Genomic DNA, 23158 nt, shown 5'->3' on the forward strand with positions numbered 1-23158 from the left:
ATCAGTCCCCGGGGTGAGCGAGCAGCTCCGCGCGCCCCACCAGACCGGTGCGGTAGGCGTAGAGAACCGCGTGCACCCTGTCCCGGGAACCCGTTTTCGCGAGAATGTGCCGGATGTGGGTCTTCACCGTAGCCATGGACACGAACTCACGGGCAGCGATCTCATCATTGTTGTAGCCGAGCGCGACCAGGCGCAGGATCTCGGTTTCCCGTGGCGTGAGCGGATCAACGAGGGACAGTGGAGGGGGACTCTGGTCTTCTGCCACCTCCGCACCCGTGTGCCCCGGTGCCCGCAGTCGTTCAAGCAGGTCTGCGGTTACCGACGGAGCGAGGACCGCCGCCCCGGAGTGAACGGTGCGCACGGCGTCGAGAAGCTCCTCCGGTTGAGCGTCCTTCAACAAGAATCCGGACGCTCCCGCAGCGATCGCACCGCTGACGAAACGCTCATCGTCGAAGGTGGTGAGCATGATGACGCGGACGGTGCGGTCACTCGCGAGCACCCGTCTGGTCGCCGGAATCCCACCGATCCGGGCCATCTGGACATCCATCAGAATGATGTCGGCACCCGATTCCCCGTCGGGAATCTCATCACCGTCACCGGCCTGCCAGGCAATGTCCATGTCATCCTGGCTACCGATGAGCATGGCGAAACCCGCGCGCACCAGGGGCTGATCGTCGACGAGTCCGACTCGGATCATCTCGGCACCACCGCCCTCACCACGAACTGTGCACCCGAGTCCACAACACCTAGCTTGCCTCCGATCGCCCCGAGGCGTTCCCGCATCCCGGTGAGCCCGAATCCCCTGTCCGAAGTTCCCGTCTTCGGACCAGTCGGATTCGTGGCGGTCACTGTGACTTCCCTGTCACTGCTGTCCACCGTGAGATCCCCGGTGCCGGTCCCGTGCCGGAGCATGTTCGTCAGCATCTCCTGGACCAACCGGTACAGAGTCATTTGCGACAACGGGGACAAGTCCGTCGGGATCTTCTCCAGCCCCTCTGCCCGCAGCACCAATCCACTCCGTCGGGCATCGGCGACCAAGCCGGGAATATCAGCGACCCCGGGTGGAGCCGTCTCTGAACGCCCCTCATCCTCCCGCAGGACGCTCAACAAACCTCGCATCTGAACCAGCGACTCCCGGGAGGTCTCCGCAATCAGTTCCAACGTGTCGACCGCCACCCGCGGATCCTTAGGCGCCGCAAATCTGGCGCCGTCAGCGAGCGAGATCACCGCAGCCAATGAATGCGCCACGATGTCGTGCATCTCGCGAGCAATCCGGGTGCGTTCCACCACCCCGGCGAGTTCCGCCCGTTGGCGAAGTACCTCAAGGTCGCGGTGACGCCGACGCGCGGCATCGCCGAGCATCCAGAAGAATGCCACCCAGGTCCACGACGAGAAGATGGCCGCCATGAGCATCACCACGGGCCACCTGTCTCCTTCGGGGAAGAGAGAGATGTTCCACAGCATCAACAGGGCCACGGTGGCACCGAGCAGCATCGCGCCGAGGTACACGAAGCGGATCCGCGATGTTATGCGCGCGGCGGTGAGGAACGCACAGTACGCCACGGCCACCGCGCCGACCACAGGTCCGCCGGGTAGACCGCGCAACAGGATCGCCAGCAACGCGATGCCCGTGGTTCCGACGGTGGCCTCCGGGTACCCCGGCGCAACGAGTAACACGCAGGCAATGAAGAGATAGAGGACCGAGGAGAGTGTGTCAGTCTGTCCACCGGCATCCAAGAAGATGACCCCGGACGCACAGAACACGTAGCAGAACGCGTTACCGGGTCCGCCGACAGCGACGCGGACACGCTCCAGAAGCGCGGCGGAGGCTCCGGAACGGGTGAAGGGTGGCGGCATCGGACAGATCTCTCGGATCGGGTGCGGGTCCACCTACCAATCGTAGGACCCAGCGGGCGGGAGAAAATCAGCCTCAGGGATGACTGTAGATCCGTCCGGAACGGGTCCGCCGGATACCCACCAGGAAGCACTCTCGGTCACCTGCCTGGCCAACAGTTCCTCCCCGGAGAGGCTTCACTCCGGCGAATCCCCACGATGTACCGGGCACCCACCGTGGGATCGATACACCGCGCTATCCCAGGGTGCTGGCTTTCTCCGCTTCCCTACCCTCACGGATCTGTTCCGGGGTGAAACGAACGAAGACCAGGGAGATCATCACGACGGCGATCGCCAGGCCCGCGCAGATGAGCAGTGATGAGGTGTAGCCCGTTCCGAGCGCCGCACGTGCCGCGTCATTGAGTGCAGCGCGGTCAATCGTGTCGAAGGCCGCACCGAGAACTGAGCGTGCCCGGTATTCGGCGTATGCGGTGACGGCCGCGAGTCCGAGTGGTCCACCGAGGGTCTGGGAAACCAGCGACGTGGCGGTCAGTGGACCGACATCGATGGGTTTCACACCGGCGACAACGGACAGAGTCAGTGGGATAAGGACAACGCCAATGCCGAATCCGATAATGAGGATCGGGACGAGGAGATCGGGGAGATAGGTCGTGTCCACACCGAGGGTCGATCCGTAGACGAATCCGGCGACCAGAATGAGGCCGCCCGCGGCGATGATGAACCGGGGTGCGGTCCGCTCCACGACGAGCCCGGCGATCCAGCTTCCCGCCCCGAGCGCGAAGGCGAAGGGGATGAACGCCAGTCCCGCCTGGAGCGGGCCGTAGCCGACGACCTCCTGGACGAACAGCGCGACCTGCACGGTCATCGCCATCATGAGCGCACCGACGAGAAGCAGGCAGATGAACACAACGGCGCGCGAGCGCTCCGCGAACATGTGCAGCGGCAGCACCGGGTTGGGGACCCGACGCTGGGAGAGAAAGAACGCGACGAGGGTGGCTGCGCCGAGGATCAGTGCGCCGACGACGACGGGCGAGTATCCGGTGCCGCCCTCCGCGAGGCCGAACACCAGGAGGGTGGACGCACCCGTGGCAAGAATCGCCCCCCGGACATCGAGCCGGATCCGTTCGAATGCGGGTGTGCGGGCGAGCACTTTCACACCGACGGCGAGGATCAGTAGCCCGATGGGGACGTTGATGAGGAAGATCCACCGCCAGCTCGCTTCGGTGAGGGCTCCGCCGGCGACGAGGCCGAGCACACTGCCCAGGCCCGTCATCATCGCGAACACGGAGAACGCCTGGTTCCGCGCCTTGCCCGGGGCGAAGGTGACCACGATGAGTGCCATCGCGGTGGGTGACGCGATGGCCGCACCGATCCCCTGGATAACCCGTGCTATGAGCAGGATCACGGGGGTCGTCGACAGACCGCAGGCCAGGGAGGCGAGGGTGAACAGCCCGACACCGGTCAGGAACACCCGCTTCCGGCCGAAGGTGTCGCCGAGCCTCCCGCCGAGCAGGAGCAGGCCACCGTAGGCCAGGGCGTAGGAGGTGACGACCCAGGAGCGGAGGTTGTCCGTGAGGCCCAGCTCGATCTGGATGCGTGCGAGCGCGAGATTGACCACCGTCCCGTCGAGAACCACCATCAGCTGCAGCGCCGAGAGCACGGCGAGTGGCCAGCCGAGGGCGGAGGCGGCTACCGGTGGGGCGATCTCCCGGGCGCCGGGACCGGTTCCACGCGCGGTCACAGGTCGGCCACCTCTCCGATGACGATGACGGCGGGCGGGGTGATCCCGTTGTCGGCTATCAGCGCACCGAGACCGCCGAGGACACCCCGGAAACTGCGCTCCCGTGCCGTGGTTCCCTCCTGGATCACGGCTACCGGGGTTTCCGGACTGCGCCCGGCGGCGATCAGTGCGGTCGCGATGGCCGGGGAGTTCTTCACCCCCATGATCACGACGAGGGTGCCGCCGGTCCGGGAGAGAGCCCCGTAGTCCACGAGTGACTGCGGATGTCCGGGCGGAAGATGCCCGGAAATCACGGTGAAGGAGTGCACCACTCCTCGCTGGGTGACCGGGACGTCGGCTGCTGCGGGAACAGACACCGCGCTGGTCACCCCGGGAACGACCTCGCACTCGATCCCCGCCTCGCGGCAGGCGACGAGTTCCTCGAATCCCCGGCCGAATACGTAGGGGTCCCCACCCTTGAGTCGGGCGACGGTGCGCCCGGCGCGGGCGTGGGTGATCAGCAGCTCGTTGATCTTCTCCTGCGCCATCTGCCTGCCGTACGGCAGCTTCGATGCGTCGATGACCTCCTTGCCGGTCAGGTCGCAGAGTTGGTCCAGCTGGTCGGTCGGTCCGAGATGGTCGGCGACGATGACGTCGGCGGCCCGGAGGCGGTTCATGCCCCTGACGGTGATGAGGTCGTGGGCTCCCGGCCCGCCGCCGATGAGGGTGACGTGGCCGGATGCGGGCTGTCCGGTACCGGTGCTGGTGGGTGAACTCATAGGTGTCCAGTGTAGTCGTTCGGTTCAGGCTCACCTGGGTTGGAGTCCGGTCGGTGGAGAACACCCAACCGAACGGTTGATTCGTCAAATGGCTAAACGAACTGTCCGTTTCTGTCCGGTTTTCCGATTCCACAGGCGGATAATCCGCGCAGACTGGAGGACAGTTCCCACCAGTCCGACCCTGAAGGAGGAGTTTCCCCGATCATGTTCCTCGCTCTCCGCGACCTGCGGGCCGCCCGCGGCCGGTTCGCCCTCATCACCGTCACCGTGGCGATGATGGCCCTGCTGGTCAGTTTCCTCTCCGGCCTCACGGGAGGCCTGACCCACCAGAGCATCTCCGCCCTGTCGACCATCGGCGGTGCCTCCGCGACCCTATCCGACACGGGTGAGGCGAACCTGGACCGGTCACGGCTCGATCCGGACTCCACCACGGCGCTTCTCGACGCCGCAGCAGCGGCCGGAACCCCCGCCACCGCAGTGGGAATCGACCGGAGCCTGCTCGGCGAGGAATCCGTGTCGGTGCTGGCGACCCGGCCCGCGGCCGACGGCCCGGCGGATGCGTCCACTCCCCTGCCCGGACCGGTTCACGTCGTCCTCTCCGAGGCCGCGGCGAAGGCCACGGGACTGGCCGCCGGGGATTCGGCGGACCTCGGCCGCTACGGCACGGTGACGGTCGACGACGTGCGTGGCGACGACCACTACTCGCACCAACCGGTCGTCTGGGCCCATCTCGACGAGGATGCGCCGGCCACGTTCATCGCCTCGGGCGACCCACTCGACGGGGTGCCCGGCACGCTGGGCATCTCCGCCGGGGACCTGCCCGGCACGATGGCGTCGCACAAGGCGGAGTCGACCTCCCTGACCATGATCAACGTGATGCTGCTGATCATCACCGCGTTGGTCACCGGCGCCTTCTTCACCGTGTGGACCATCCAACGGAAGCCCGACATCGCCACCCTGAAGGCCCTCGGAGCCACGAGCGCGGCCCTCGTCATTGACGCTCTCGGCCAGGCTGCGGTGATCCTCGCAGTGGGGGTCGGTGCGGGACTCGCGCTGACCCTCGCCGCCGCATCGCTGATCGGCGACGGACTTCCGTTCGTGGTGTCGACCTCCACGACGCTCTACCCGGCGCTCGCCATGTTCGCACTCGGCCTGGTCGGTGCCGCCGCAGCACTGTCTTTCCTGAGATCCGCATCCCCGCTTTCCGCTCTCGGAGGTAACCGATGAACTCCCGTCCCGTCCTCACCCTCGACGACGTCACCCTGACCTTCCCCGACGGCGCCGGTGAGATCACCGCGGTCGATCGCGCGTCGCTGTCCCTCGACGCCGGTGAACTCATCGCCATCACCGGCCCCTCCGGTTCCGGCAAGTCCTCGCTCCTGGCCGTCGCCTCCACACTGCAGCCCCCGACCTCCGGGTCGATCCAGCTGCGCGACCGGGAGCTCGCCGGTCTCTCCTCCCGGGAGGCCGCCGCCGTCCGACGGAACGACATCGGGATCGTCTTCCAGCAACCGAACCTGATCGGATCACTCACCGCCACCGAACAGTTGATGATGACCCGGCACCTGGAGTCCCCGTGGCGGAGACGCTCCCCCGAAGCCGCGACGCGGGACCGTGCTCTCGAGCTCCTCGAGCGTCTCGGGCTCGCCAAGGCCCGCGACCGGAACGTCGGCGCACTGTCCGGCGGCCAGAGGCAGCGTGTCAACATCGCCCGCGCCCTGATGAACTCCCCGGCACTCCTCGTCGTCGACGAGCCGACCTCCGCACTCGACTCCGGGCGTTCGGCGGACGTGATGGACCTGCTCCTGGAACTCGTCGCGGAGGAGAAGGTCGGGACGCTCCTGGTCACCCACGACGAGGAGGCCGCCCGGCGCGCCGACCGCCGGTGCACCATGGTGGACGGGAAGCTCACCGAGGATCACCGGGCGCTCGTCGGCGGCTAGCCGCAGGCGGCCACGAACCGTTCGATGGCTCTCGGGGTCGCGGCCGGATGACAGTGCAGATAGGACGCGTGGACGGTGTCACCGGCGAAACCCTCCCGGACACCCCGCCCGTCCCAGCCACGCCAGCCCCAGGCGGGTGACCAACCGGCGACGGTGGTGTCGGTGAGGGCGGTGTGGTGGAACTCGTGGCCCGTGAGTCGTTCGCCCTCCCGGTGGAGCACCGAGTCGGACAACGCGACGGCTTCCCGGTATCCGAGGGTGAGCCGCCGCCCCATGGCGGCGTGGGTGTCGATCACCCCGAGCATCGGATGCGCGTCGAGGGTCGCCGTGAGCCACAGCAGACCCGCGCATTCCGCGTGGACGGGCATGCCGTCGGCGATCCGTTCACGGACCCGCTGACGGAGGCCGGTCCGCCCGGCGAGATCCTCCACGTGTTCCTCGGGGAATCCACCGGGAATGATGAGTCCGTCGCATTCCGGCAGGTCATCGGTGAGCGGGTCGAAGCGCACGACCCGGGCACCCGCCGCTTCGAGGAGCTCGGTGTGCTCGGCGTAGGCGAAGGTGAATGCGGGTCCACCGGCGATGGCGATGGTCGGGCTGCCCGCCGGCGCCACCTCGGCCCGCGGATTCCACGCCTCCCCGTTCCACGTGCAGTCGGCGACGGCGATAAGGCCATCCAGGTCGAGGTGCTCCTCGACGAGGTCGGCCATCCGTTCGACGGCGGTGACCGCGGCGCCACCCTGCTCTACTGCGGTCACCAGCCCCAGGTGGCGGGAGGGCACCTCGATGTCGGCGAAGCGCGGCAGGGAACCGAGGACGGGGACACCGACTGCATCACACGCGTGGCGGCAAACCGCTTCGTGGCGTCCGGTTCCCGCCCGGTTCAGGATCACCCCAGCCAGGCGCACCCCGTCGACGGCCGTCGCGAATCCACGGACCATCGCGCCGATCGACTGACTCATGCCACGGACATCCACGACGAGTATGACCGGCATTCCCAGGGTGCGGGCGATCTCCGCGGTGGAGCCGGGTGCGCACACCGGGTCCGAGCCGGCCGCGATGCGGCCGTCGAACAGACCCATGACACCCTCCACGATCGAGATGTCACACCCGGTCGACCCGTGGGCGTAGAGCGGTCCGATCCGGTGGCTCCCGCACATCACGGAGTCGAGGTTGCGGCCGACCCGCCCCGCGGCGAGACCGTGATACCCGGGGTCGATGTAGTCGGGGCCGACCTTGAATGGGGCTACCTCCATCCGGCGCGCCAGCGCCCGGATCAGGCCCGTTGCGATGGTGGTCTTCCCAGTACCGGATGCGGGTGCCGCGATACACAGACCGGGTACTACCACTCGATGCCCTTCTGCCCCTTGCGTCCTTGGTCCATTGGGTGCTTGATCTTCGTCATCTCGGTAACGAGATCGGCGACCTCGATGAGTTTCGGGTCCGCATCCCGACCGGTCATGACGATGTGCTGACGTCCCGGCCTGTTGGCCAACGTTTCAATCACCTCGTCAACGTCGATCCAGCCCCATTTGATGGGATAAGTGAACTCGTCCAGAACGTAGAAGTCGTGGGTTTCCGCCTCGATCCGACGCCGGATCTCCGCCCATCCCTCGGCAGCGTCGCGGGCGTGATCCTCCTCTGCCCCGGGTTTTCGGGCCCACGACCATCCCTCCCCCATCTTGTGCCACTCGACCGCTCCGCCTTCCCCGGTCTGCTCGTGTAGTTCCCCGAGGCGCCGGAACACGGCTTCCTCCCCGACCTTCCATTTCGCCGATTTCACGAACTGGAACACGCCGATGTTCATCCCCTGGTTCCACGCGCGCATGGCCATTCCGAATGCTGCGGTGGATTTTCCTTTACCGGGACCGGTGTGCACCGCGGTGACGGGCAGCATGCGACGTTGCCGGGTTGTCAGCCCGTCATCGGGGATGCTTGCTGGGTCGAGTTTTCCCTTGGGCATGGGGAGTATCCTTCGGTGCGTCGGGTTCGGTGGTTCTGGGTCATCCTATCGCGACGGCAGTTGGGCCACGTGGGTTATCCGGTGACTAAACCGAACCGAAGCCTGCGGAAAATGACCGTACCCCGCTCTCCTTTTTCGGGGAGCGGGGAACAGTTTCACTGGTCGGGATACCGGGTCCAGGTCCGGGGAAACGGGTATCTAGGAGCGCATGCCCGGAATCGAGGGGAACTGGAAGGCACCGGGGAACTGGATCTTGACGAAGTGGAACAGTGCCGCGATCATCGCGACGATTCCGCCAACAGTCAGGAGCGAGACGAGGCTCAGCCCACCGGACCCCAGCATGAGCTTGCCGGAGAGACCATCGAGTTTGTCATTTACATCGGACGACATGCCGTCGTGGTCATCGGGTGTCACCGGGGTAGACGTCACCGGGGTAGACGTCGCCGGAGTAGACGTCGCCGGAGTAGACGTCGCCGGAGTAGACGTCGCCGGAGTAGACGTCACCGGAGTAGACGTCACCGGAGTAGACGTCACCGGAGTAGACGTCGCCGGAGTAGACGTCGCCGGAGTGTCGTCACCCTTGAGCGGCTCGTTGTCATCGGAGGACCCGAGTTCGACGACCTCGAGGGTGTCATCAGATGTGCCGACGGTGAGACCCTCTCCGCTGGTGGAGACCTTGATGAAGGTGAGGGTCTCGTCGCCACCGAAGTCGTTGACACCGGAGATGAAGATGTCGTCACCGACGAACTTCAGGGTTTCCGCCGCCTGGCCGTTCGAGTACTGCAGGGTGGAGCCGACGGTGGTGCTCGAGATCACCTCGAGGGTGGTCGGGTCGAGAACGGCGAGTTCGTGGCCGTCACCGGCGCTGGCCATCACGAGGTTGCCGTCGGCGTCGAAGGTTGCGCCGGTGATGAAGTCGAAGGCAGCGACCTTGTCGGCGGTGCTCTTCTTGGTGAAGGTGCCGTCGGAGTAGGTGTAGACGCCGACGGACTCGAAGTCATCGCTCACGCCGTTGTAGAACACGATGTTTCCGTCGACGATGCTAGCGGTACGTCGTCCGCCGCCGTACAGCACCGACTTGAACTGCTCCTTGGCTGCCCCGATCTCCACGGCGGCCGGGGTCTGGCCCGGGCGGATGTGCAGCGGCGTGCTGCCTGTGCGACCATCGGGGCCATCGAGGATGTCGTCGAGGATGTAGACGAACGTGCCGTCGGGAAGGGCACGGAGGCTGACGGCATCACCGGTGGGTCTGGAGTAGCCGTAGGTGCTGTCGAAGTTCCCGCCGTCTCCCTTGGGATCAGTTCCACGGACCTCGCTCATCGGGGGCAGCTCTGTCTGGGTGGAGGTGCCGTCCGCGAGATTGAACACCGTGATCACGCCCTTGCGCGTACCGGGGTCGGCGGTGAGGACGCCGAGGGTGTCGTTACCTTCGGCGTAGGCGAGACCGGTGACGTTCGAGTTCGGAACGGTCCCCAGTTCCATTACGGCACCGAGCCCCGCTGCGGTTGCGTCGGCGTAGCGGATCGTGTTTCCGTCAGCCCAGTAGAGGGTGTCGGAGGCGGACTTCAGCGCCGAGGGGTTGCCCGTGTTGACGGTGAAGTCGTCGATCGCGGTGAATGTACCCAGGTCGTTGTCTGCGATGACGATCTTGGAGTCACTCGCCTCCTTGCCGCGGGTGATGTGCAGGACAGAGCCGTCTTTCAGACCGAAGAGCCGGTTCGCCTTGCCACGGGGGAACACAGTGACGGCCTCCGTCTCCAGGCTGAGCTCTTCCGTGACACCGGTGGTGGTGCCGAAGGTGACCGGCCCCGTGAAGGAGAGGTTGAGGGCGTCGAGGTCGTCGTATCCCTTCGGGTTTCCACTGAGTGCCGCCCGGCCTTCTTCGGTGACGGCGACCGCGATGTCACGAACGGTGGAGGTCTCGCCGGATCGGTACTTCGCCTTCGAAAGATCGAGGTTGGCCATCACGACGCGGGAGGGACCGACCCATTCTTTCGTCTTCTTGTCCAGCGAGTGCACGATCATCGAGAGGTTGCCGGTGCCGTCGGACGGATTGATGGTCACGGTGGGTTCACTGAGGGTCAGATCGAGCTTGCAGTTTCCCCGCTCGTCCTTGGCGCGGTAATCCGGTCCGCAGAAGTTCATCACGTTCGCGGTACCGGCGTAGTTCACTACCACGGTTCCGTCGTCGGAATCAGTCCGGGAGACGAAGGCGAAGGACGGTACACCCGAGTGGAGCGTCGCCCCGTCGAATACCCGGTCGAAACCGCCGGATGCCTGCCGGAAGATCTCCAGCACACCCCAGGCGAGAGCTGGGGTCTCCTCCGCATAGCTGCTGGTGGAGGCGACATGCTCGATGCCGAGCTTCGTGTTCTCGTCCGCCCCGGATATAGCGGGGGCGACGAGCGAGATCGACATGGACAGGCAGGCGACGGCAGCGAGACCGGTCCGGGAGAGACGACGGGTGGGCTGTTTCATGGTGCGTTACTTTCTGGGTATCGGGAGGATCACGGTGGTGCACGGATCCGGCCCCGGTTCAGCGATGTTTCACCGCCGGATGACGGCCGGGACCCATCCCCCAACGTACCTTAGGCATACCTCATCCAGCACTGTTTTTCTGAAAGAACATTCATATTTCTATCAGGTTAATCTTTGTCTAAATGTTCCCGGATTATATCTTCCGGAATATTCGAGGCCCGATATCCGTTGATCCGGGTGACCCGCCCGTACACCACACTCCCCCACGACCCCCGAAGGAACACCACTAGTGTCGACCCCATCCTCCGTACCCGAGTTTTCCGATTCCTCCCGCCTCGTCGGCGTCTACAACGCCAACGGCAGTGTCCTCGGTGAATTGTCCTATGTCATCGGCAAACTCCGGGGTACCACCCACTGCAGTCTCTGCGACATCAGCCACGGCAGGTCCGTCCGACAGCGGAAGGAATGGAGTACCGCCATCCGGAAGCTGCCTCTCCCCTTAGAGACAGTGCATCTCAACGAGATGGATACCGCCACTGCCCGGGTAGCCGACGGGGTCAGCCCAGTCGTCGTCTACCTCGATGGAGACCACGACCGCATCCTGCTCACGCCGGCGGACTTGGATTCCTGCGCCGGCCGGGTCGATGAGTTCCTCGAACTAGTCACGAACCGACTGGCGGAGACCCCCTGATCTAGTGGGGGCCCCAGGGCAGCCGGAATCCCGCCGGCATCTGGGTCCGGAGAAAGTGGATGATGCCCGCCACGAGCGCGAGGAAACCACCGATGGTCAGAACCGGGATGAGACCGGGCAGCCCAGCGGAATCCGAGCCACTGGATCCACTGAACAACATTCCGAGGAGCTTCCCCGGATCGGTCGACCCTCCAGCGGCTCCATCAGCGTCTGCCCCGACCACGAAGGCGGCGATCGCCTTGTCCACGCTTCCATCGGGGTAGGTGACCGTCACGACGACACCGATGGTCTCCCCGACATCAGAGGCTGCAGGTGTTAACGTGACCACCCCGGTGTCGGGATCCACCACTGCACCTCCGGGCCGGTCACCGTCGAGCGAATAGCTCGCGGCACCTGGGGTGCGTCCGCTGTCCGAGGTGAAGGTGGGGGTGGGCGAAGCGGCCTTTCGTCCGGATACCGCCCGCGTCACCGGGTAGACCGGGGTGAGTTCGTGGGCATCGGTCACCGGCGTGGATGGCGTACCTGTGAGCGATTCGTCCATGTAGAACGGGGTGATCGACGGATCGAGTTTGCCCGCGGCGGTGGCTTCCTCCAGCACCTGGAGTCCGATGTAGGTGTTCAGGTCAGAGTCCGGGTTCTCGGTGCTCGGCCGGCCGTCGATCACGACGATCCTCCCGCCGGTTGCGACAACCCCGTCGTTCTGGTTGCGTTCGGTTCCCTTCATGTAACTCGAGAGGGTTGCCGAGTCCAGTACCTCGAAAGTAACGGGATCGATGATGGCCAGGGTGGACTTGTCGGCGTCGGTGAGTACGAGATTGCCGTCATCGGTGAAGGCACCACCGGCGAGATGCGCGAGGTTCACCCCGTCCACTACTACCTTGTCCCGGCCGTGCACCTGCGTGAAGGTTCCGTTGTCGTAGGCGTAGGTGGCCACCCCCTGCCCTTCCTGGTCCGCGTAGTCGTTCCAGATCGCGATCTGGTTGCCCCGGACTGCGACGCCGTCGTTGGATGCGACGAACTCGTACTGCGGCCAAGCAGCGGTGACCAGCGTCGCGGTGACATCCTCCTTCGGCGTGACATGGATCGGTACGGCACCACGTTTCCGCGGTCCGCCAAAGCCGTCGTCCGTCCCCTCGACCGGTGTCGTCCCGTGATCATTCACCGACAGCCAGGTCCCGTCCGGTAGCCCGAGGAGTTTCGATGCGCGCCCGTTCGGGATGGATTCGCCGTAGGCGCCGTCCGAGTAGTACTTGTCATCGACGGAAATACCGAACAGCTGGCTTCCACTGGGCAGATCCACGGTGGTACGCTCACCGCCCGGAGCGATCGTGGTGAATTGGTCCTCGCCCTTGCGGGCCTGATGGATGATGCCCACCTCGCCGGTCGAGGCGTTGAAGCCCATCGAGGTGACGCGGTGCGGGAGGCGGGTGATGAGCTCCGGTTCACCCACGCCTGCCGCCGTGACCGCGACCTTGTAGACAGGGGTGTCCACGACCGGATCCAGGAATCCAGCGGGCTCATTGTATCCGGCGAAATAGAGCACGTTCTCCGTCGGGTCGTAGGCGGAGGGGTTGTCCGAGTCGAGATCGATCGTGCGTTTCTCGCCGATCGGCTTCATGTCCCGCCCGATCAGGACGGCGGTGTTGGCCGCGTGGTCACCCGCGACCAACACCAGCGATCCGTCACTCCGCGGGAAGAGACGCACCGCGTGCTCGAGGACGATCCCTGTGTGCTCCGCGACCGTCGTCGAGTAGCCGCCGTCCCCGGCACCCGTGAACCCGGGGGCACCGGTGTAGGTGAAGTCCAGGAGGGACAGTGCGTCGCCCTCGTCGAGGATGTCGCTGAACGCGTGTGCACCGGCGACGGTCAACGCCGAAGGAACGTCCGCCCATGTGGTTAAGCCATCCGAGGTGTTGTACCGACCGTTCTTCAGGTCGAAGGTGGCTAGGTCAAGCCGTTCGGGCCCCTCCCACTCACCGGAGTTACGGTTGACGGTGTGCACGACGGCGCTGAACACTCCCCTCCCCGTGGCCGGGTCATAGGTGATCCACGGACGGGAGAAGGTCAGGTCCAGCTGGCACTGACCGCGCACCTCCTCGGGGGTCTCACAGAAGCTGCGGATGTTGGCTGTTCCCTGATACTTGAGCAGCACCTGACCGTCCGAGGTCGTCTCCCGTCCCACGAAGGGCCAGATGATGTCGCTCGTCCCCTGCCTCGCTCCATCGAGTGTGGTGTCGGCACCGCCGGAGATCTGCATGAACAAGTCGCGGATGTTCCAGTACATCGCCGGTGTGTCATCGGCGTACTCGGTGACCTCTGCCGTGTGCGTGATCCCGATGGGATTGGTCTCATCCGCTGTGGCCGGAGAAACCACCAGCGGGGAGGCGGTCAGGGCCACGCATGCGAGCGTGCCGATTCCCGCGCGTCGGATTCGGTGGATTCTTCTGGTCATGAGGTGTCCTCTGGGAGATCGGAAAAGGTGCGGTACAGCAACGCGAGCCCGGGATCTCCCTTGCCGCAACAGTGCTGCCTCTACCAATACCTTAGTTTAGGCTTGGCTATACTCGACGTGTTCATGGAAACTGTGAGACAGTCCTCAAGCTCCCGCCCTGTCTCACACGGCCTCGATGACTCCGGCCACAGAATCAGCCGACACCTCGTCCAGCCGGACGCAGACACCCTCTAGCCGCTTCGCTAGATCTGCGGCCAGACCGAGCCGGATACGTCCGCTCCGTTCGCAGTCGATCACCAGACTCCCCGCGAGTCCGCGGTCCCGGATGACGGCGGCCGCACGGCGAACGCCGACGGTACCAGAGGCCCCGGTTGCACGCCCATCCGAGAGCACGACGAGCAGAGCGCGGCGCCCGGGTTCCCTGCGGTGTTCCCGTTCGATCAAGTCGTGGGCCATCATCAGGCCCTCCCCGAGGGGTGTGCGCCCGCCGGTCGGTGCTCCTTCGAGCCGACGCACCGCGGTCGCGGTCGAGCCGGTCGGGGGAAGCAGGATCTCAGGGGCCGATCCCCGGACTGAGATAACCGCAATCCGGTCGCGGCGCTGATAGGCGTCCCGGAGCATGGAGACCACGGCACCAGTCACCGCGGAAAGCCGGTCCTTTCCCGCCATTGATCCAGAGGCGTCGACGACGAAGACGACCAGGTTCGATTCCATGCCACGGCGAAGAGATCCGCGGAGATCCTCCGGCCGGAAGTCGATCAGGCCATCGATGATCCGTGCACCACGGTCGGCCGCGGCGAGCACAGATCCGACCATATTCAACCCACGTCCACCGACGACGGCCCGGACGTTCTGTCCCTGCACGGACCATGCCTTGGACCTTCTACCGGGGATGCCCTCGTCCCCGGGTCCCTTACGCCTGAGAACCCTGGGGACGAAAGGGGGCGCCCTGTTCGGCGCGACCTACCTTTCCATCATCGGTCGGCTGTTCGGACGGTTCCTCCGGTTGCCGCTGAGGTTCCGGGCTCTGCTGGTCCTGAGCATCGTCCGGCTCAGGGTTGTCATCCGGTTCCGGTACGTACGACTCCGCCTGCGACTCGGGTTCCGGATGCTGGTCGCGGGCCTCATCCATCGTCTCGTCGAGTTTGTCCTCATCGAGTCCGGGCTCATCGAAGGGGTCACGGCGCCGCCGGTGCGGAAGCGCGAGCTGTGCCGCGGTCCGGATGTCCTCGTCAGTGACAGCGGTGTCGCCACGGTAGGCGGCGCAGGCCGCCGCGGCGCGCGCGATGACGAGATCGGCGCGCATTCCATCGACGTCGAAGCTGGCGCAGATGTGCGCGATCCGGGCGAGGTTCGTCCCCGTCAGCTCGACTTCGGGCAAGATCTCCCGCGCCCGAGTGATGCGGGCGGCGAGATCGGCGTCCTCCCCCTCCCATGCCGATGCAAATCCCGCGGGATCTGCCTCATAGTCCAGACGCCGCCGGATGATCTCGGCACGGATCTCGACGTCACGTGATGCGGCGACATCCACGGCTAGACCGAAGCGGTCGAGCAACTGCGGTCGCAGCTCTCCCTCCTCCGGATTCATCGTGCCGACGAGCACGAAGTCCGCCGGGGAGATGTGTGAGATGCCGTCACGCTCAATGGTGACGCGGCCGGTAGCCGCCGCATCGAGAAGTGTGTCCACGAGGTGATCGGCGAGGAGATTCACCTCGTCCACGTAGAGCACACCTCCGTCTGCCTGTGCCAGCAGTCCCGGATGGTATTCGGCGCGGCCGGTGGTCAGTACGGTCTCGACGTCGAGTGAACCGACCACGCGGTCTTCGGTAGCGCCGATGGGCAGGTTCACGAGCGGCGCCCCATCGAGAAGAGCTGCGAAGGCCCTCACCGTGGTCGTCTTCGCCGTGCCTTTCTCCCCACGCACGACGACACCCCCGATCCGGGGCGAGATCGCATTGAGGATCAGGGCCAGCCGAAGCTGATCCTGACCGACGACCGCAGTGAACGGATAACCGGCGTCGGGGGTGGAGTGCGTCACTATTAGTCCTGGTCCTCCAGCTTGAGGGTCTTCTGGGTACGCTCCCAGGTCTCATGGAACAACTTCTCATCCATGGCGAGCTTGATGCCGTAGGTCGGCACCATCTCCTTGATCTTTGGGCCCCACGAAACCATGTGCGAACCGAAGCAGCGTTCCAGGAGTTCGAGCATAGCGGCAGGAGCGATGGAGGCCCCAGGAGATGCTCCGAGGATGCCCGCGATGGAACCTTCCGCGTTGTTGATGAGTGCGGTACCGAACTCGAGGGAACCGAACCGCGGTCCCGCGACAGGCTTGATCACCTGGACGCGCTGACCGGCGGTGACCAGCTCCCAGTCCTCGGAACGGGCGTTCGGTATGTATTCACGGAGCGATTCCATGCGGGCCTCGGCGCCCTTCATCACCTCGGTGATGAGGTACTTGGTCAGCCCCATCTCCTGTAGGCCAACGGCCGCCATCGAGGGAATGTTGGTGAGCCGCAGGGATTTGGCCAGATCCAGCCAGGACCCCTGCTTCAGGAACTTCGGGGTCCACCCTGCGTAGGGACCGAAGAGCAACCCCGTCTTCCCGTCGATGACGCGGGTGTCCAGGTGCGGCACGCTCATCGGGGGTGCACCGACGGAGGCCTTGCCGTAAACCTTGGCGTGATGCTGGACGATGATGTCCTCATTGGTACAGCGCAGCCACTCGCCGGAGACGGGGAATCCACCGAATCCGCGGATCTCCGCGATCCCGGACTTCTGGAGCAATGGAAGGGCCATTCCTCCGGCTCCGACGAATACGAAGTTCGCCCGCACCACACTAGTGTCACCGGTGTGGACATTCTTGACCTTGATTTTCCACTTGGCCCCATCTCGGATGATGTCGGCAACCTCGTGTCCGTACCGGATCTCGGTCCCGGACTCTTCCGCATTGCGGAGGAACTGACGGGTCAGCGCACCGTAGTTGATGTCCGTTCCGGCATCGATCCAGGAGATGGCGACCTTCTGTGCATCGAAGTCGCGGCCCTCAGCCATGAGGGGGAGGAACTCGGCGAACTTCTGCTGGTCGTCAGTGAACTGCATGCCCGGGAACAGCGGATGGACAGACAGCGCGTCATAGCGCTTGCGCAGATACTGGACCTGATCATCGCCTTGGGCGAAGGAGACATGGGGTACCTGGTTGATGAAACCACGTGCGTTGTCAAGCTGGTTGTTCTCCAGGAGGTAAGCCCAGAACTGGCGGGACACCTGGAACTTCTCGTTGACGGCAACGGCCTTGGCGGTCTGAACCTCGCCGTTGACCTCCGGGGTGTAGTTCAGTTCGCACAGCGCAGAGTGTCCGGTACCGGCGTTGTTCCACGGCGAGGAGGATTCCTCGGCGGGACCGTCGAGCCGTTCGACGACGAGCTGCGACCATCCGGGTTCAAGCTGGCGCAGCATCGCACCGAGGGTGGCGGACATGATGCCGGCGCCGATCAGACAGACATCGACCACGTCTGTCACATGAGCTGCAAAAACCTTGGAGTCAGACACTGTATTCAACCTTCGCTAGTTCTTCGAATTGTGTATTCGCCCCAGTCCCGGTAAGCGGATCCGCTCCGGAACCACACCCATCACGTCATCATCCACCGTTCCGCCTGGACAGACCGTCCGGTGCCCACTCACCCCTGCCCACGATCCGGATGACACGCGCGACATGACACGACACCGACGGAGCCCTGCCGAGCATCCCGATCGACCACCGCTAACCGATGCTTCCGTCACCAGCACCGGCGCGGCCCAAGATGAGGATTCCCGGACTGGCCTATCGCTGTAACACATTACGCCCTGCACCTCGGGGGTATCAGCACGGCCCCGATTTCAAGGTCCAACTACCCCCACAAACACCCCCGTGCGCCGCAGTATCACGCCACCCACCACGGCGAACTCGCCGCGATCTCGAACGGATTCCCAGGGAGAGAAGACCAAAAGGAGAGCCGCCACTACTAAAAACACCCCCACCATCGCCCCCGAACCGTCCCACGCCGCGAGTTCCATCGCATACGGGAGGTGGAGCAACTCGGCGCCCGTCACCTGAAAATCTGATAAATATTTGGTGACCATGTCCAGGGATCTACTACCAGAGAGTTAGATTTCCCACTGAGTACACCGGAATCGCCCCTCCCGGGACCAACTCCCCAGAAAAAGGAAAACCACGCGCATGCTCACAACCTCCCTCAGCCGACCAACGACCGCACTGCTGGTAGCCGCTGCGGTTGTCCTCGGAGCCACCTCCGCAGTCAGCCCCGCCGCCGCTGACGAAATGACCGTCCCCCAGTACGGATTCAAGAACCAGTACATTCCGATGGGTACACCGGATGAAGCCACCACCCCTCCAGCAGGGTTCGAGCAGGTCTACACCATGGTACTGGGTCGCCACGGTTCCCGGGGAGCAAGTTCTTCCTCTCGGTTCAAGAACACCATGAAATACCTCAAGAGTGCGAAGGAACAGCCCGGCGCGCTCACTCCTCTCGGAGAGCGGGTTCTCGTCGAGATCGACCAGGCGCTCCAAATCACGAGGAACTTACCGGAGAACAGCCACCTTACCCCTCCGGAGAAGGGCGGATATGGAACGCTCACAACTCTCGGAGCACAGGAATGGCAGGCCATCGGACAGCGTAACTACGCCCGTAACCGCGACTTCTATACCCGGATCGCGGCTGCCGGGGAAAACGACAAACTCAGGTACCACAGCTCGCCAAGGGGTCGATCGCAGTTCTCCGGAGTCAACTTCGCCATCGGTCTGCACAACTCGGACAACGCCCTCGACCCCTTGATGGGGTACGACACCGCTGCGCCGGTCCCCATTAACACCGGTGTCTTCGGCGCCGACGGTGAACAGACCCCCCAGTCCAAACTGATGGTCGAGTACAAGAACACGCAGAGCCCCGCATATCCGGAGTACAAGGCCTCCCAGAATCTTCCCGATGAGAAGCAGGCTGGCGAGGCATCCCACAGTGATCCGGCCGTCATCAGCGCCGCCCGGGAGATCCTGGGACATCTCTACTCACCCCAGTACCTGGCAACCCTGGACGATGAGGCCGCCATCTCGCAGGCTCACCAGTTCTACTCTGTCAACGGCTACGCCCGTTTGCTCACCAAGGAAGCCGGGGCACCGACGGGCGGCTGGGCCACCGAGGAGTACATGACCCCGCAGACCGCCCGGGAGATGCGGTATCTCTACGAGGTCCACGACTTCTACACCTTCGGTCCCGGACGCGAGGGATCCTCGGATTCCTACCGGATCTATGATCCCCTCATCCGACTGATGCTCAAGGACGTCGATGACCGTGCGAACGGAGCATCGGAGGTGGCGGGCAACTTCTACTTCACCCACGGCGAAACCCTCGGCCCCGTCGAGAGCTACCTGCAGATCCCGCAGGCGAACCACCCGACGCCCCCCGGCAAGTACTTCGACAAGGACAACGCCTGGAATTCATCGGTGACCGTGCCGATGGCCGCCAACATCCAATGGGACGCATTCCGGAACAAGGCCGGGATCACACTGGTTCGGATGTTGTTCAACGAAAAGGAGACCCCCTTTGGGCCGAAGTGTCAGCCCATCGCCGATGGCTCCCCGTTCTACACACTCAAGGAGCTCCAGGCTTGTGTACCGCTGGACTCCGTGTCAGACCACTCCAACGCCCGTCCTGCGGCAATCTGGGCACCCGGGCTCTCGACGGAACCGGTCAACGTCTGCGAGGGTGAACCCCTCGATCCGAGGGCCGGAATCATCGGACTGCCGGACGACGCCACAATTGAGGTCGTGGCGGCCGCGGACACAGGTACGGCGGGCGAGAAGAAACAGGAGATCAACGTCAAAGTTCCTGGTGAAAAGACCCGGGAGCTCACCGTTCCGGTCAGTGTCATCAAGTGCTCTACCGAAACCGCCACCACGACCGTGACTAGCACCAGCATCGTCACCGAGACGGCTGATCCGAAGACCGTCACGGAGACGCCTGACCCAGTCACGAGTGTGACCAACGAAATCCCCGAGCCGGTCACCACAACGGTGACCACGACTCCGGAGCCGGTGACGGTTACCGCAGAACCGACCCCCACCACGGTCATCGTAACGAAGGACCCGACTCCCACCACGGTCACGAAGACCCAGACACCCGCGACTGTCACCGAGACGCCCGCGCCGGTTTCCACGACGGTTACGGAAACCTCGACCGTTGTAACGACGACGACGATATACCCGGAACCGACGACGGTAACCGCAGTTCCGGCACCGGCCACCGGGACCGTGACAGTGACCGAGACCGTCGGACCGAGCACCGTTACGGTAACACCGGAACTGACCGTGACCACCGTCACCGAACAGCCCCGCCCCGCTGATTCCCTCCCCGCCATCGCAGGCGTGATCGCGCTCGTGGGATCGGTGCTGGCAATCATCACCGCTCTCAATCTCCCGACGATTCTCAGCGGACTCACAGGCGGTGTCACCAATCTCTTCCTCCCGCAGTTCAACAGCGGGGTACTGGAGTCGTTGCTGGCTGTGATTCGCTCCTGGCAGAACCTGTAGGGGCTTCACCCGCTCCGGGTTGGACCCCGCTGGAGCACCCTCCCGGAGGCGTGCCAGCGGGGTTCACTCGCGATTAGTCTGTGCCGGTGCACCGGTACAAGATCTCATCCTGCGTCCGCGGTACAGGGTCGGCGTGATCTGTGTCCCCGGGATAGGGTGATCCACATGAACGATCTGCCGATCTCCGAGACGTACACGGACGACATCCTGGGCGAAGGATTTACCCGACGCACCCTGCGACTGGGGGAAGACCCGGAGGGCGACGGCCCCGTGGTGGCGACGCTAGTCCGGTATCTACCACGGGGCTGCGGTGATTTCAGCGCCCGGCCAGCCATGATCTTCGTCCACGGAATGAGCGACTACTTCTTCCATCGACACGTCGCCGAGCGCTTCCACAGTGAGGGATACGCCGTGTACGGCGTGGATCTGCGAAAATGCGGGCGCTCCCATCTGGCGGGACAATTGTGGCACGACGTACGAGATGTCCGCCGGTACTTCGAGGATCTCGACGCGACCCTGGATGCGGTGCGGCAGGACCACCACCAGGTGATCATCCAGGCGCATTCCACAGGTGGTCTGATCGTTCCCCTCTGGCTGGATCATCTCCGGAGGGCGGCGGTCGCCGGGGACCCCGTGTCCGCAGCGCGCCACTCCGTGGTCGCTGCGACGGTCCTCAACAGCCCGTGGCTCGACCTCATGTTCCCCGGTCCACTCGACCGGTGGACCCGTCCACTGATCCGAGCGCTGGGTGACCGCGCACCGGAGCTCACCCTCCCGGGCGGACTCGCCGGTTACGGCGAGTCAATCCACGCCGATCACTACGGCGAGTGGGATTTCGACACCCGGATCAAGCCGATTGCAGGTCACGCGAAGAACGCGGGCTGGTTCGCAGCCGTCGTCCGCGCGCAGGACACGGTGCACGGGGGAGGGGTGGAATGCGGGACCCCGGTTCTGGTGTTGTGTTCTACACAGTCCTGGCTCAACAAGCCGTACTCAGCGGTGACGGACACCTCGGACGCGGTGCTCAATGTCGATCAGATCCGGCAGTGGGCACCGTCACTCGGCGCAGATGTCACCGTGACCCCTGTCGAGGGTGCTCGACACGACGTGTGGCTCTCGCTCCGACGCCCCCGGGAACGAGCTTTCACCGCCGTGATCAACTGGTTGGCCAAAACCCTGACCGACCGGCCCTGAGACGAATTCCCGCGACAAGAACAGCCGATCCACACACGAACCCGACACGACAAGGAATTGCGAACCACCTGTTATGACTATCTCCTCCCCCACCCACTACGACCTCATCATCATCGGAACCGGATCGGGTAACTCGATTCCGGGTCCGGAGTTCGACGACAAGAAGATCGCTATCGTAGAGAAGGGACGCTTCGGCGGTACCTGCCTGAATGTGGGCTGCATCCCGACGAAAATGTACGTCTACACCGCTGACATCGCGGAGGAGATCCGCAACGCCGCCACCTACGGGCTGGACGCTCAGCTCAACGGCGTGGACTGGGCATCGATCCGCGAGCGTGTCTTCGGTCGCCGCATTGACCCGATCGCCGATGGCGGTGAGGCTTACCGCCGCGGGAACGAGACCCCCAACATTGATGTCTACGACCACGCCGCGCGCTTCGTCGGTGAGCGAACCATCGAGACAGGTTCAGGAGACGAACTCGTCACCATCACCGGTGACACGATCGTCATCGCCGCCGGGGCGCGCCCCACAATTCTGCCGGCGATCGCGGAATCGGGCGTGACGTACTACACCAACGAGAACATCATGCGCCTGGAGGAACTGCCTAAAACGATGACCGTCCTCGGCGGCGGATTCATCGCCGTCGAGTTCGCCCACGTCTTCGCGTCCCTCGGGGTCGACGTCACGCTGGTCAACCGGTCGGAGCGGTTGCTGCGGAAGACGGACACCGCCATCTCCGACCGCTACACCGAACTCGCCGCGAAACGACTCAACCTCCGGCTCGGTGTGACCCCGACCGGGGCGACCGAGGACGGGCGTGGCGTGACGCTGAAGCTCAATGACGGCTCCGAGGTGACTTCGGAGGTACTCCTCGCCGCAACCGGCCGCACCCCCAACGGCGATCAGCTGAACCTTGATGCGGCGGGCATCGAGATGGACGGCGCACGCATCAGAGTCGACGAGTACGGTCGGACCACAGCCGAGGGTGTCTGGGCTCTGGGTGATGTCAGCTCGCCGTACCAGCTCAAGCACGTCGCCAACGCGGAGATGCGCGCAGTGCGGCACAACCTGCTTCACCCGGATGACCTCAAGCCGATGCCGCACGAGAACGTCCCCGCTGCGATCTTCACCCACCCGCAGATCGCGAGCGTCGGTCTCACCGAGGACGAGGCCCGCGACGCCGGACACGACATCACCGTCAAGGTGCAGAACTACGGCGATGTGGCCTTCGGTTGGGCGATGGAGGACAGCACCGGCTTCGCCAAGCTAATCGCCGACCGTTCCAACGGGCGGTTGCTCGGTGCACACATCATCGGCCCGCAGGCCTCCACCCTGATCCAACAGCTGATCACGGTGATGGCTTTCGACCTCGATGTCCGTGAGGTCGCCCGGGACCAGTACTGGATCCACCCGGCTTTGCCCGAGCTCATCGAGAACGCGCTGCTGGGACTGGAGTTCGGGCCCCAGTAGCCGCGAGTACCTCGGCGCCCGCGCTTCCCT

Annotated in this window: 18 protein-coding genes; 6 read left to right on the top strand and 12 right to left on the bottom strand. The window is 64.7% G+C overall.

The genetic code is table 11. From position 1 onward, the window contains the following. Position 1 precedes the first annotated feature (1 nt). From JDV76_RS06975 to cobA, 4 genes are all read right to left on the bottom strand, one after another. Entirely contained in the window at positions 2-697 is a 696-nt protein-coding gene (locus JDV76_RS06975; RefSeq protein WP_198736130.1) for a response regulator, read from the bottom strand. After that, the gene (locus JDV76_RS12915) at positions 694-1890 is read right to left on the bottom strand and encodes a histidine kinase (protein ID WP_248140804.1); all 1197 of its coding nucleotides are present in this window, start codon (positions 1888-1890) and stop codon (positions 694-696) included. Before JDV76_RS12915 ends, JDV76_RS06975 begins: the two co-directional genes overlap by 4 nt. A gap of 199 nt (positions 1891-2089) precedes the next feature. Continuing rightward, the gene (locus tag JDV76_RS06985; protein ID WP_323374267.1) at positions 2090-3595 is read right to left on the bottom strand and encodes an MFS transporter; all 1506 of its coding nucleotides are present in this window, start codon (positions 3593-3595) and stop codon (positions 2090-2092) included. Next, positions 3592-4353 (bottom strand): uroporphyrinogen-III C-methyltransferase, encoded by a 762-nt coding sequence (gene cobA / locus JDV76_RS06990; RefSeq protein WP_198736132.1) that lies wholly within the window; start codon positions 4351-4353, stop codon positions 3592-3594. The genes JDV76_RS06985 and cobA overlap by 4 nt, the downstream gene beginning before the upstream one ends. A 204-nt stretch (positions 4354-4557) precedes the next feature. Between cobA and JDV76_RS06995 the strand changes: the two genes are divergently transcribed. Beyond that, entirely contained in the window at positions 4558-5580 is a 1023-nt protein-coding gene (locus JDV76_RS06995; protein WP_198736133.1) for an FtsX-like permease family protein, read from the top strand. Beyond that, on the top strand, positions 5577-6296 hold the full coding sequence (locus JDV76_RS07000; RefSeq protein WP_198736134.1) for an ABC transporter ATP-binding protein: 720 nt from the start codon (positions 5577-5579) through the stop codon (positions 6294-6296). Before JDV76_RS06995 ends, JDV76_RS07000 begins: the two co-directional genes overlap by 4 nt. Here JDV76_RS07000 and JDV76_RS07005 read toward each other — a convergent pair. The 3 genes from JDV76_RS07005 to JDV76_RS07015 all read right to left on the bottom strand — a co-directional run bounded on the left by JDV76_RS07005 (position 6293) and on the right by JDV76_RS07015 (position 10737). Next, a complete protein-coding gene (locus JDV76_RS07005) occupies positions 6293-7645 on the bottom strand; it encodes a cobyrinate a,c-diamide synthase (protein ID WP_198736135.1) in 1353 nt (450 codons plus the stop codon). The two genes, JDV76_RS07000 and JDV76_RS07005, sit on opposite strands and share 4 nt — an antisense overlap. Continuing rightward, a complete protein-coding gene (cobO, locus tag JDV76_RS07010; protein WP_198736136.1) occupies positions 7639-8259 on the bottom strand; it encodes a cob(I)yrinic acid a,c-diamide adenosyltransferase in 621 nt (206 codons plus the stop codon). The genes JDV76_RS07005 and cobO overlap by 7 nt, the downstream gene beginning before the upstream one ends. Before the next feature lie 198 nt (positions 8260-8457). Further along, on the bottom strand, positions 8458-10737 hold the full coding sequence (locus JDV76_RS07015) for an HtaA domain-containing protein (RefSeq protein ID WP_198736137.1): 2280 nt from the start codon (positions 10735-10737) through the stop codon (positions 8458-8460). Positions 10738-11026: 289 nt separating this feature from the next. Here JDV76_RS07015 and JDV76_RS07020 point away from each other — a divergent pair, with 289 nt between their 5' ends. After that, on the top strand, positions 11027-11428 hold the full coding sequence (locus JDV76_RS07020) for a hypothetical protein (protein ID WP_198736138.1): 402 nt from the start codon (positions 11027-11029) through the stop codon (positions 11426-11428). Between the two features lies 1 nt (position 11429). Here the strand turns inward: JDV76_RS07020 and JDV76_RS07025 are convergent, their stop codons facing one another. From JDV76_RS07025 to JDV76_RS07045, 5 genes are all read right to left on the bottom strand, one after another. Then, positions 11430-13880, bottom strand: a complete 2451-nt coding sequence (locus tag JDV76_RS07025) for an HtaA domain-containing protein (RefSeq protein WP_198736139.1) — start codon at positions 13878-13880, stop codon at positions 11430-11432. Between the two features lie 162 nt (positions 13881-14042). Beyond that, on the bottom strand, positions 14043-14696 hold the full coding sequence (locus tag JDV76_RS07030; RefSeq protein ID WP_232959095.1) for a vWA domain-containing protein: 654 nt from the start codon (positions 14694-14696) through the stop codon (positions 14043-14045). A 97-nt stretch (positions 14697-14793) separates the two neighbouring features. Continuing rightward, complete coding sequence (locus JDV76_RS07035) at positions 14794-15918, bottom strand: AAA family ATPase (RefSeq protein ID WP_198736140.1); 1125 nt, start codon at positions 15916-15918, stop codon at positions 14794-14796. A gap of 2 nt (positions 15919-15920) precedes the next feature. After that, entirely contained in the window at positions 15921-17429 is a 1509-nt protein-coding gene (mqo, locus tag JDV76_RS07040; RefSeq protein ID WP_198736141.1) for a malate dehydrogenase (quinone), read from the bottom strand. A gap of 327 nt (positions 17430-17756) precedes the next feature. Beyond that, positions 17757-17999, bottom strand: coding sequence for a hypothetical protein (locus JDV76_RS07045; protein WP_198736142.1), 243 nt, complete (start codon positions 17997-17999; stop codon positions 17757-17759). A gap of 97 nt (positions 18000-18096) precedes the next feature. Between JDV76_RS07045 and JDV76_RS07050 the strand changes: the two genes are divergently transcribed. The 3 genes from JDV76_RS07050 to mtr all read left to right on the top strand — a co-directional run bounded on the left by JDV76_RS07050 (position 18097) and on the right by mtr (position 23128). Next, a complete protein-coding gene (locus JDV76_RS07050) occupies positions 18097-20463 on the top strand; it encodes a histidine-type phosphatase (protein ID WP_198736143.1) in 2367 nt (788 codons plus the stop codon). Positions 20464-20628: 165 nt separating this feature from the next. Next, positions 20629-21657: an alpha/beta hydrolase gene (locus JDV76_RS07055; protein WP_198736144.1), complete on the top strand. Its 1029-nt coding sequence runs from the start codon at positions 20629-20631 to the stop codon at positions 21655-21657. A gap of 73 nt (positions 21658-21730) precedes the next feature. Then, the gene (gene mtr / locus JDV76_RS07060; RefSeq protein WP_198736145.1) at positions 21731-23128 is read left to right on the top strand and encodes a mycothione reductase; all 1398 of its coding nucleotides are present in this window, start codon (positions 21731-21733) and stop codon (positions 23126-23128) included. Positions 23129-23158: the final 30 nt, after the last annotated feature.

This window comes from Corynebacterium marambiense, from assembly GCF_016342275.1.
GTDB classification, from domain to species: Bacteria; Actinomycetota; Actinomycetes; order Mycobacteriales; family Mycobacteriaceae; genus Corynebacterium; species Corynebacterium marambiense.

Coding starts and splice junctions, on each gene's coding strand:
- JDV76_RS06975 (WP_198736130.1), bottom strand. CDS start 697: ATGATCCGAGTCGGACTCGTCGACGATCAGCCCCTGGTGCGCGCGGGT.
- cobA (WP_198736132.1), bottom strand. CDS start 4,353: ATGAGTTCACCCACCAGCACCGGTACCGGACAGCCCGCATCCGGCCAC.
- JDV76_RS06995 (WP_198736133.1), top strand. CDS start 4,558: ATGTTCCTCGCTCTCCGCGACCTGCGGGCCGCCCGCGGCCGGTTCGCC.
- JDV76_RS07000 (WP_198736134.1), top strand. CDS start 5,577: ATGAACTCCCGTCCCGTCCTCACCCTCGACGACGTCACCCTGACCTTC.
- cobO (WP_198736136.1), bottom strand. CDS start 8,259: ATGCCCAAGGGAAAACTCGACCCAGCAAGCATCCCCGATGACGGGCTG.
- JDV76_RS07015 (WP_198736137.1), bottom strand. CDS start 10,737: ATGAAACAGCCCACCCGTCGTCTCTCCCGGACCGGTCTCGCTGCCGTC.
- JDV76_RS07025 (WP_198736139.1), bottom strand. CDS start 13,880: ATGACCAGAAGAATCCACCGAATCCGACGCGCGGGAATCGGCACGCTC.
- JDV76_RS07030 (WP_232959095.1), bottom strand. CDS start 14,696: ATGGTCGGATCTGTGCTCGCCGCGGCCGACCGTGGTGCACGGATCATC.
- JDV76_RS07045 (WP_198736142.1), bottom strand. CDS start 17,999: ATGGTCACCAAATATTTATCAGATTTTCAGGTGACGGGCGCCGAGTTG.
- JDV76_RS07050 (WP_198736143.1), top strand. CDS start 18,097: ATGCTCACAACCTCCCTCAGCCGACCAACGACCGCACTGCTGGTAGCC.
- JDV76_RS07055 (WP_198736144.1), top strand. CDS start 20,629: ATGAACGATCTGCCGATCTCCGAGACGTACACGGACGACATCCTGGGC.
- mtr (WP_198736145.1), top strand. CDS start 21,731: ATGACTATCTCCTCCCCCACCCACTACGACCTCATCATCATCGGAACC.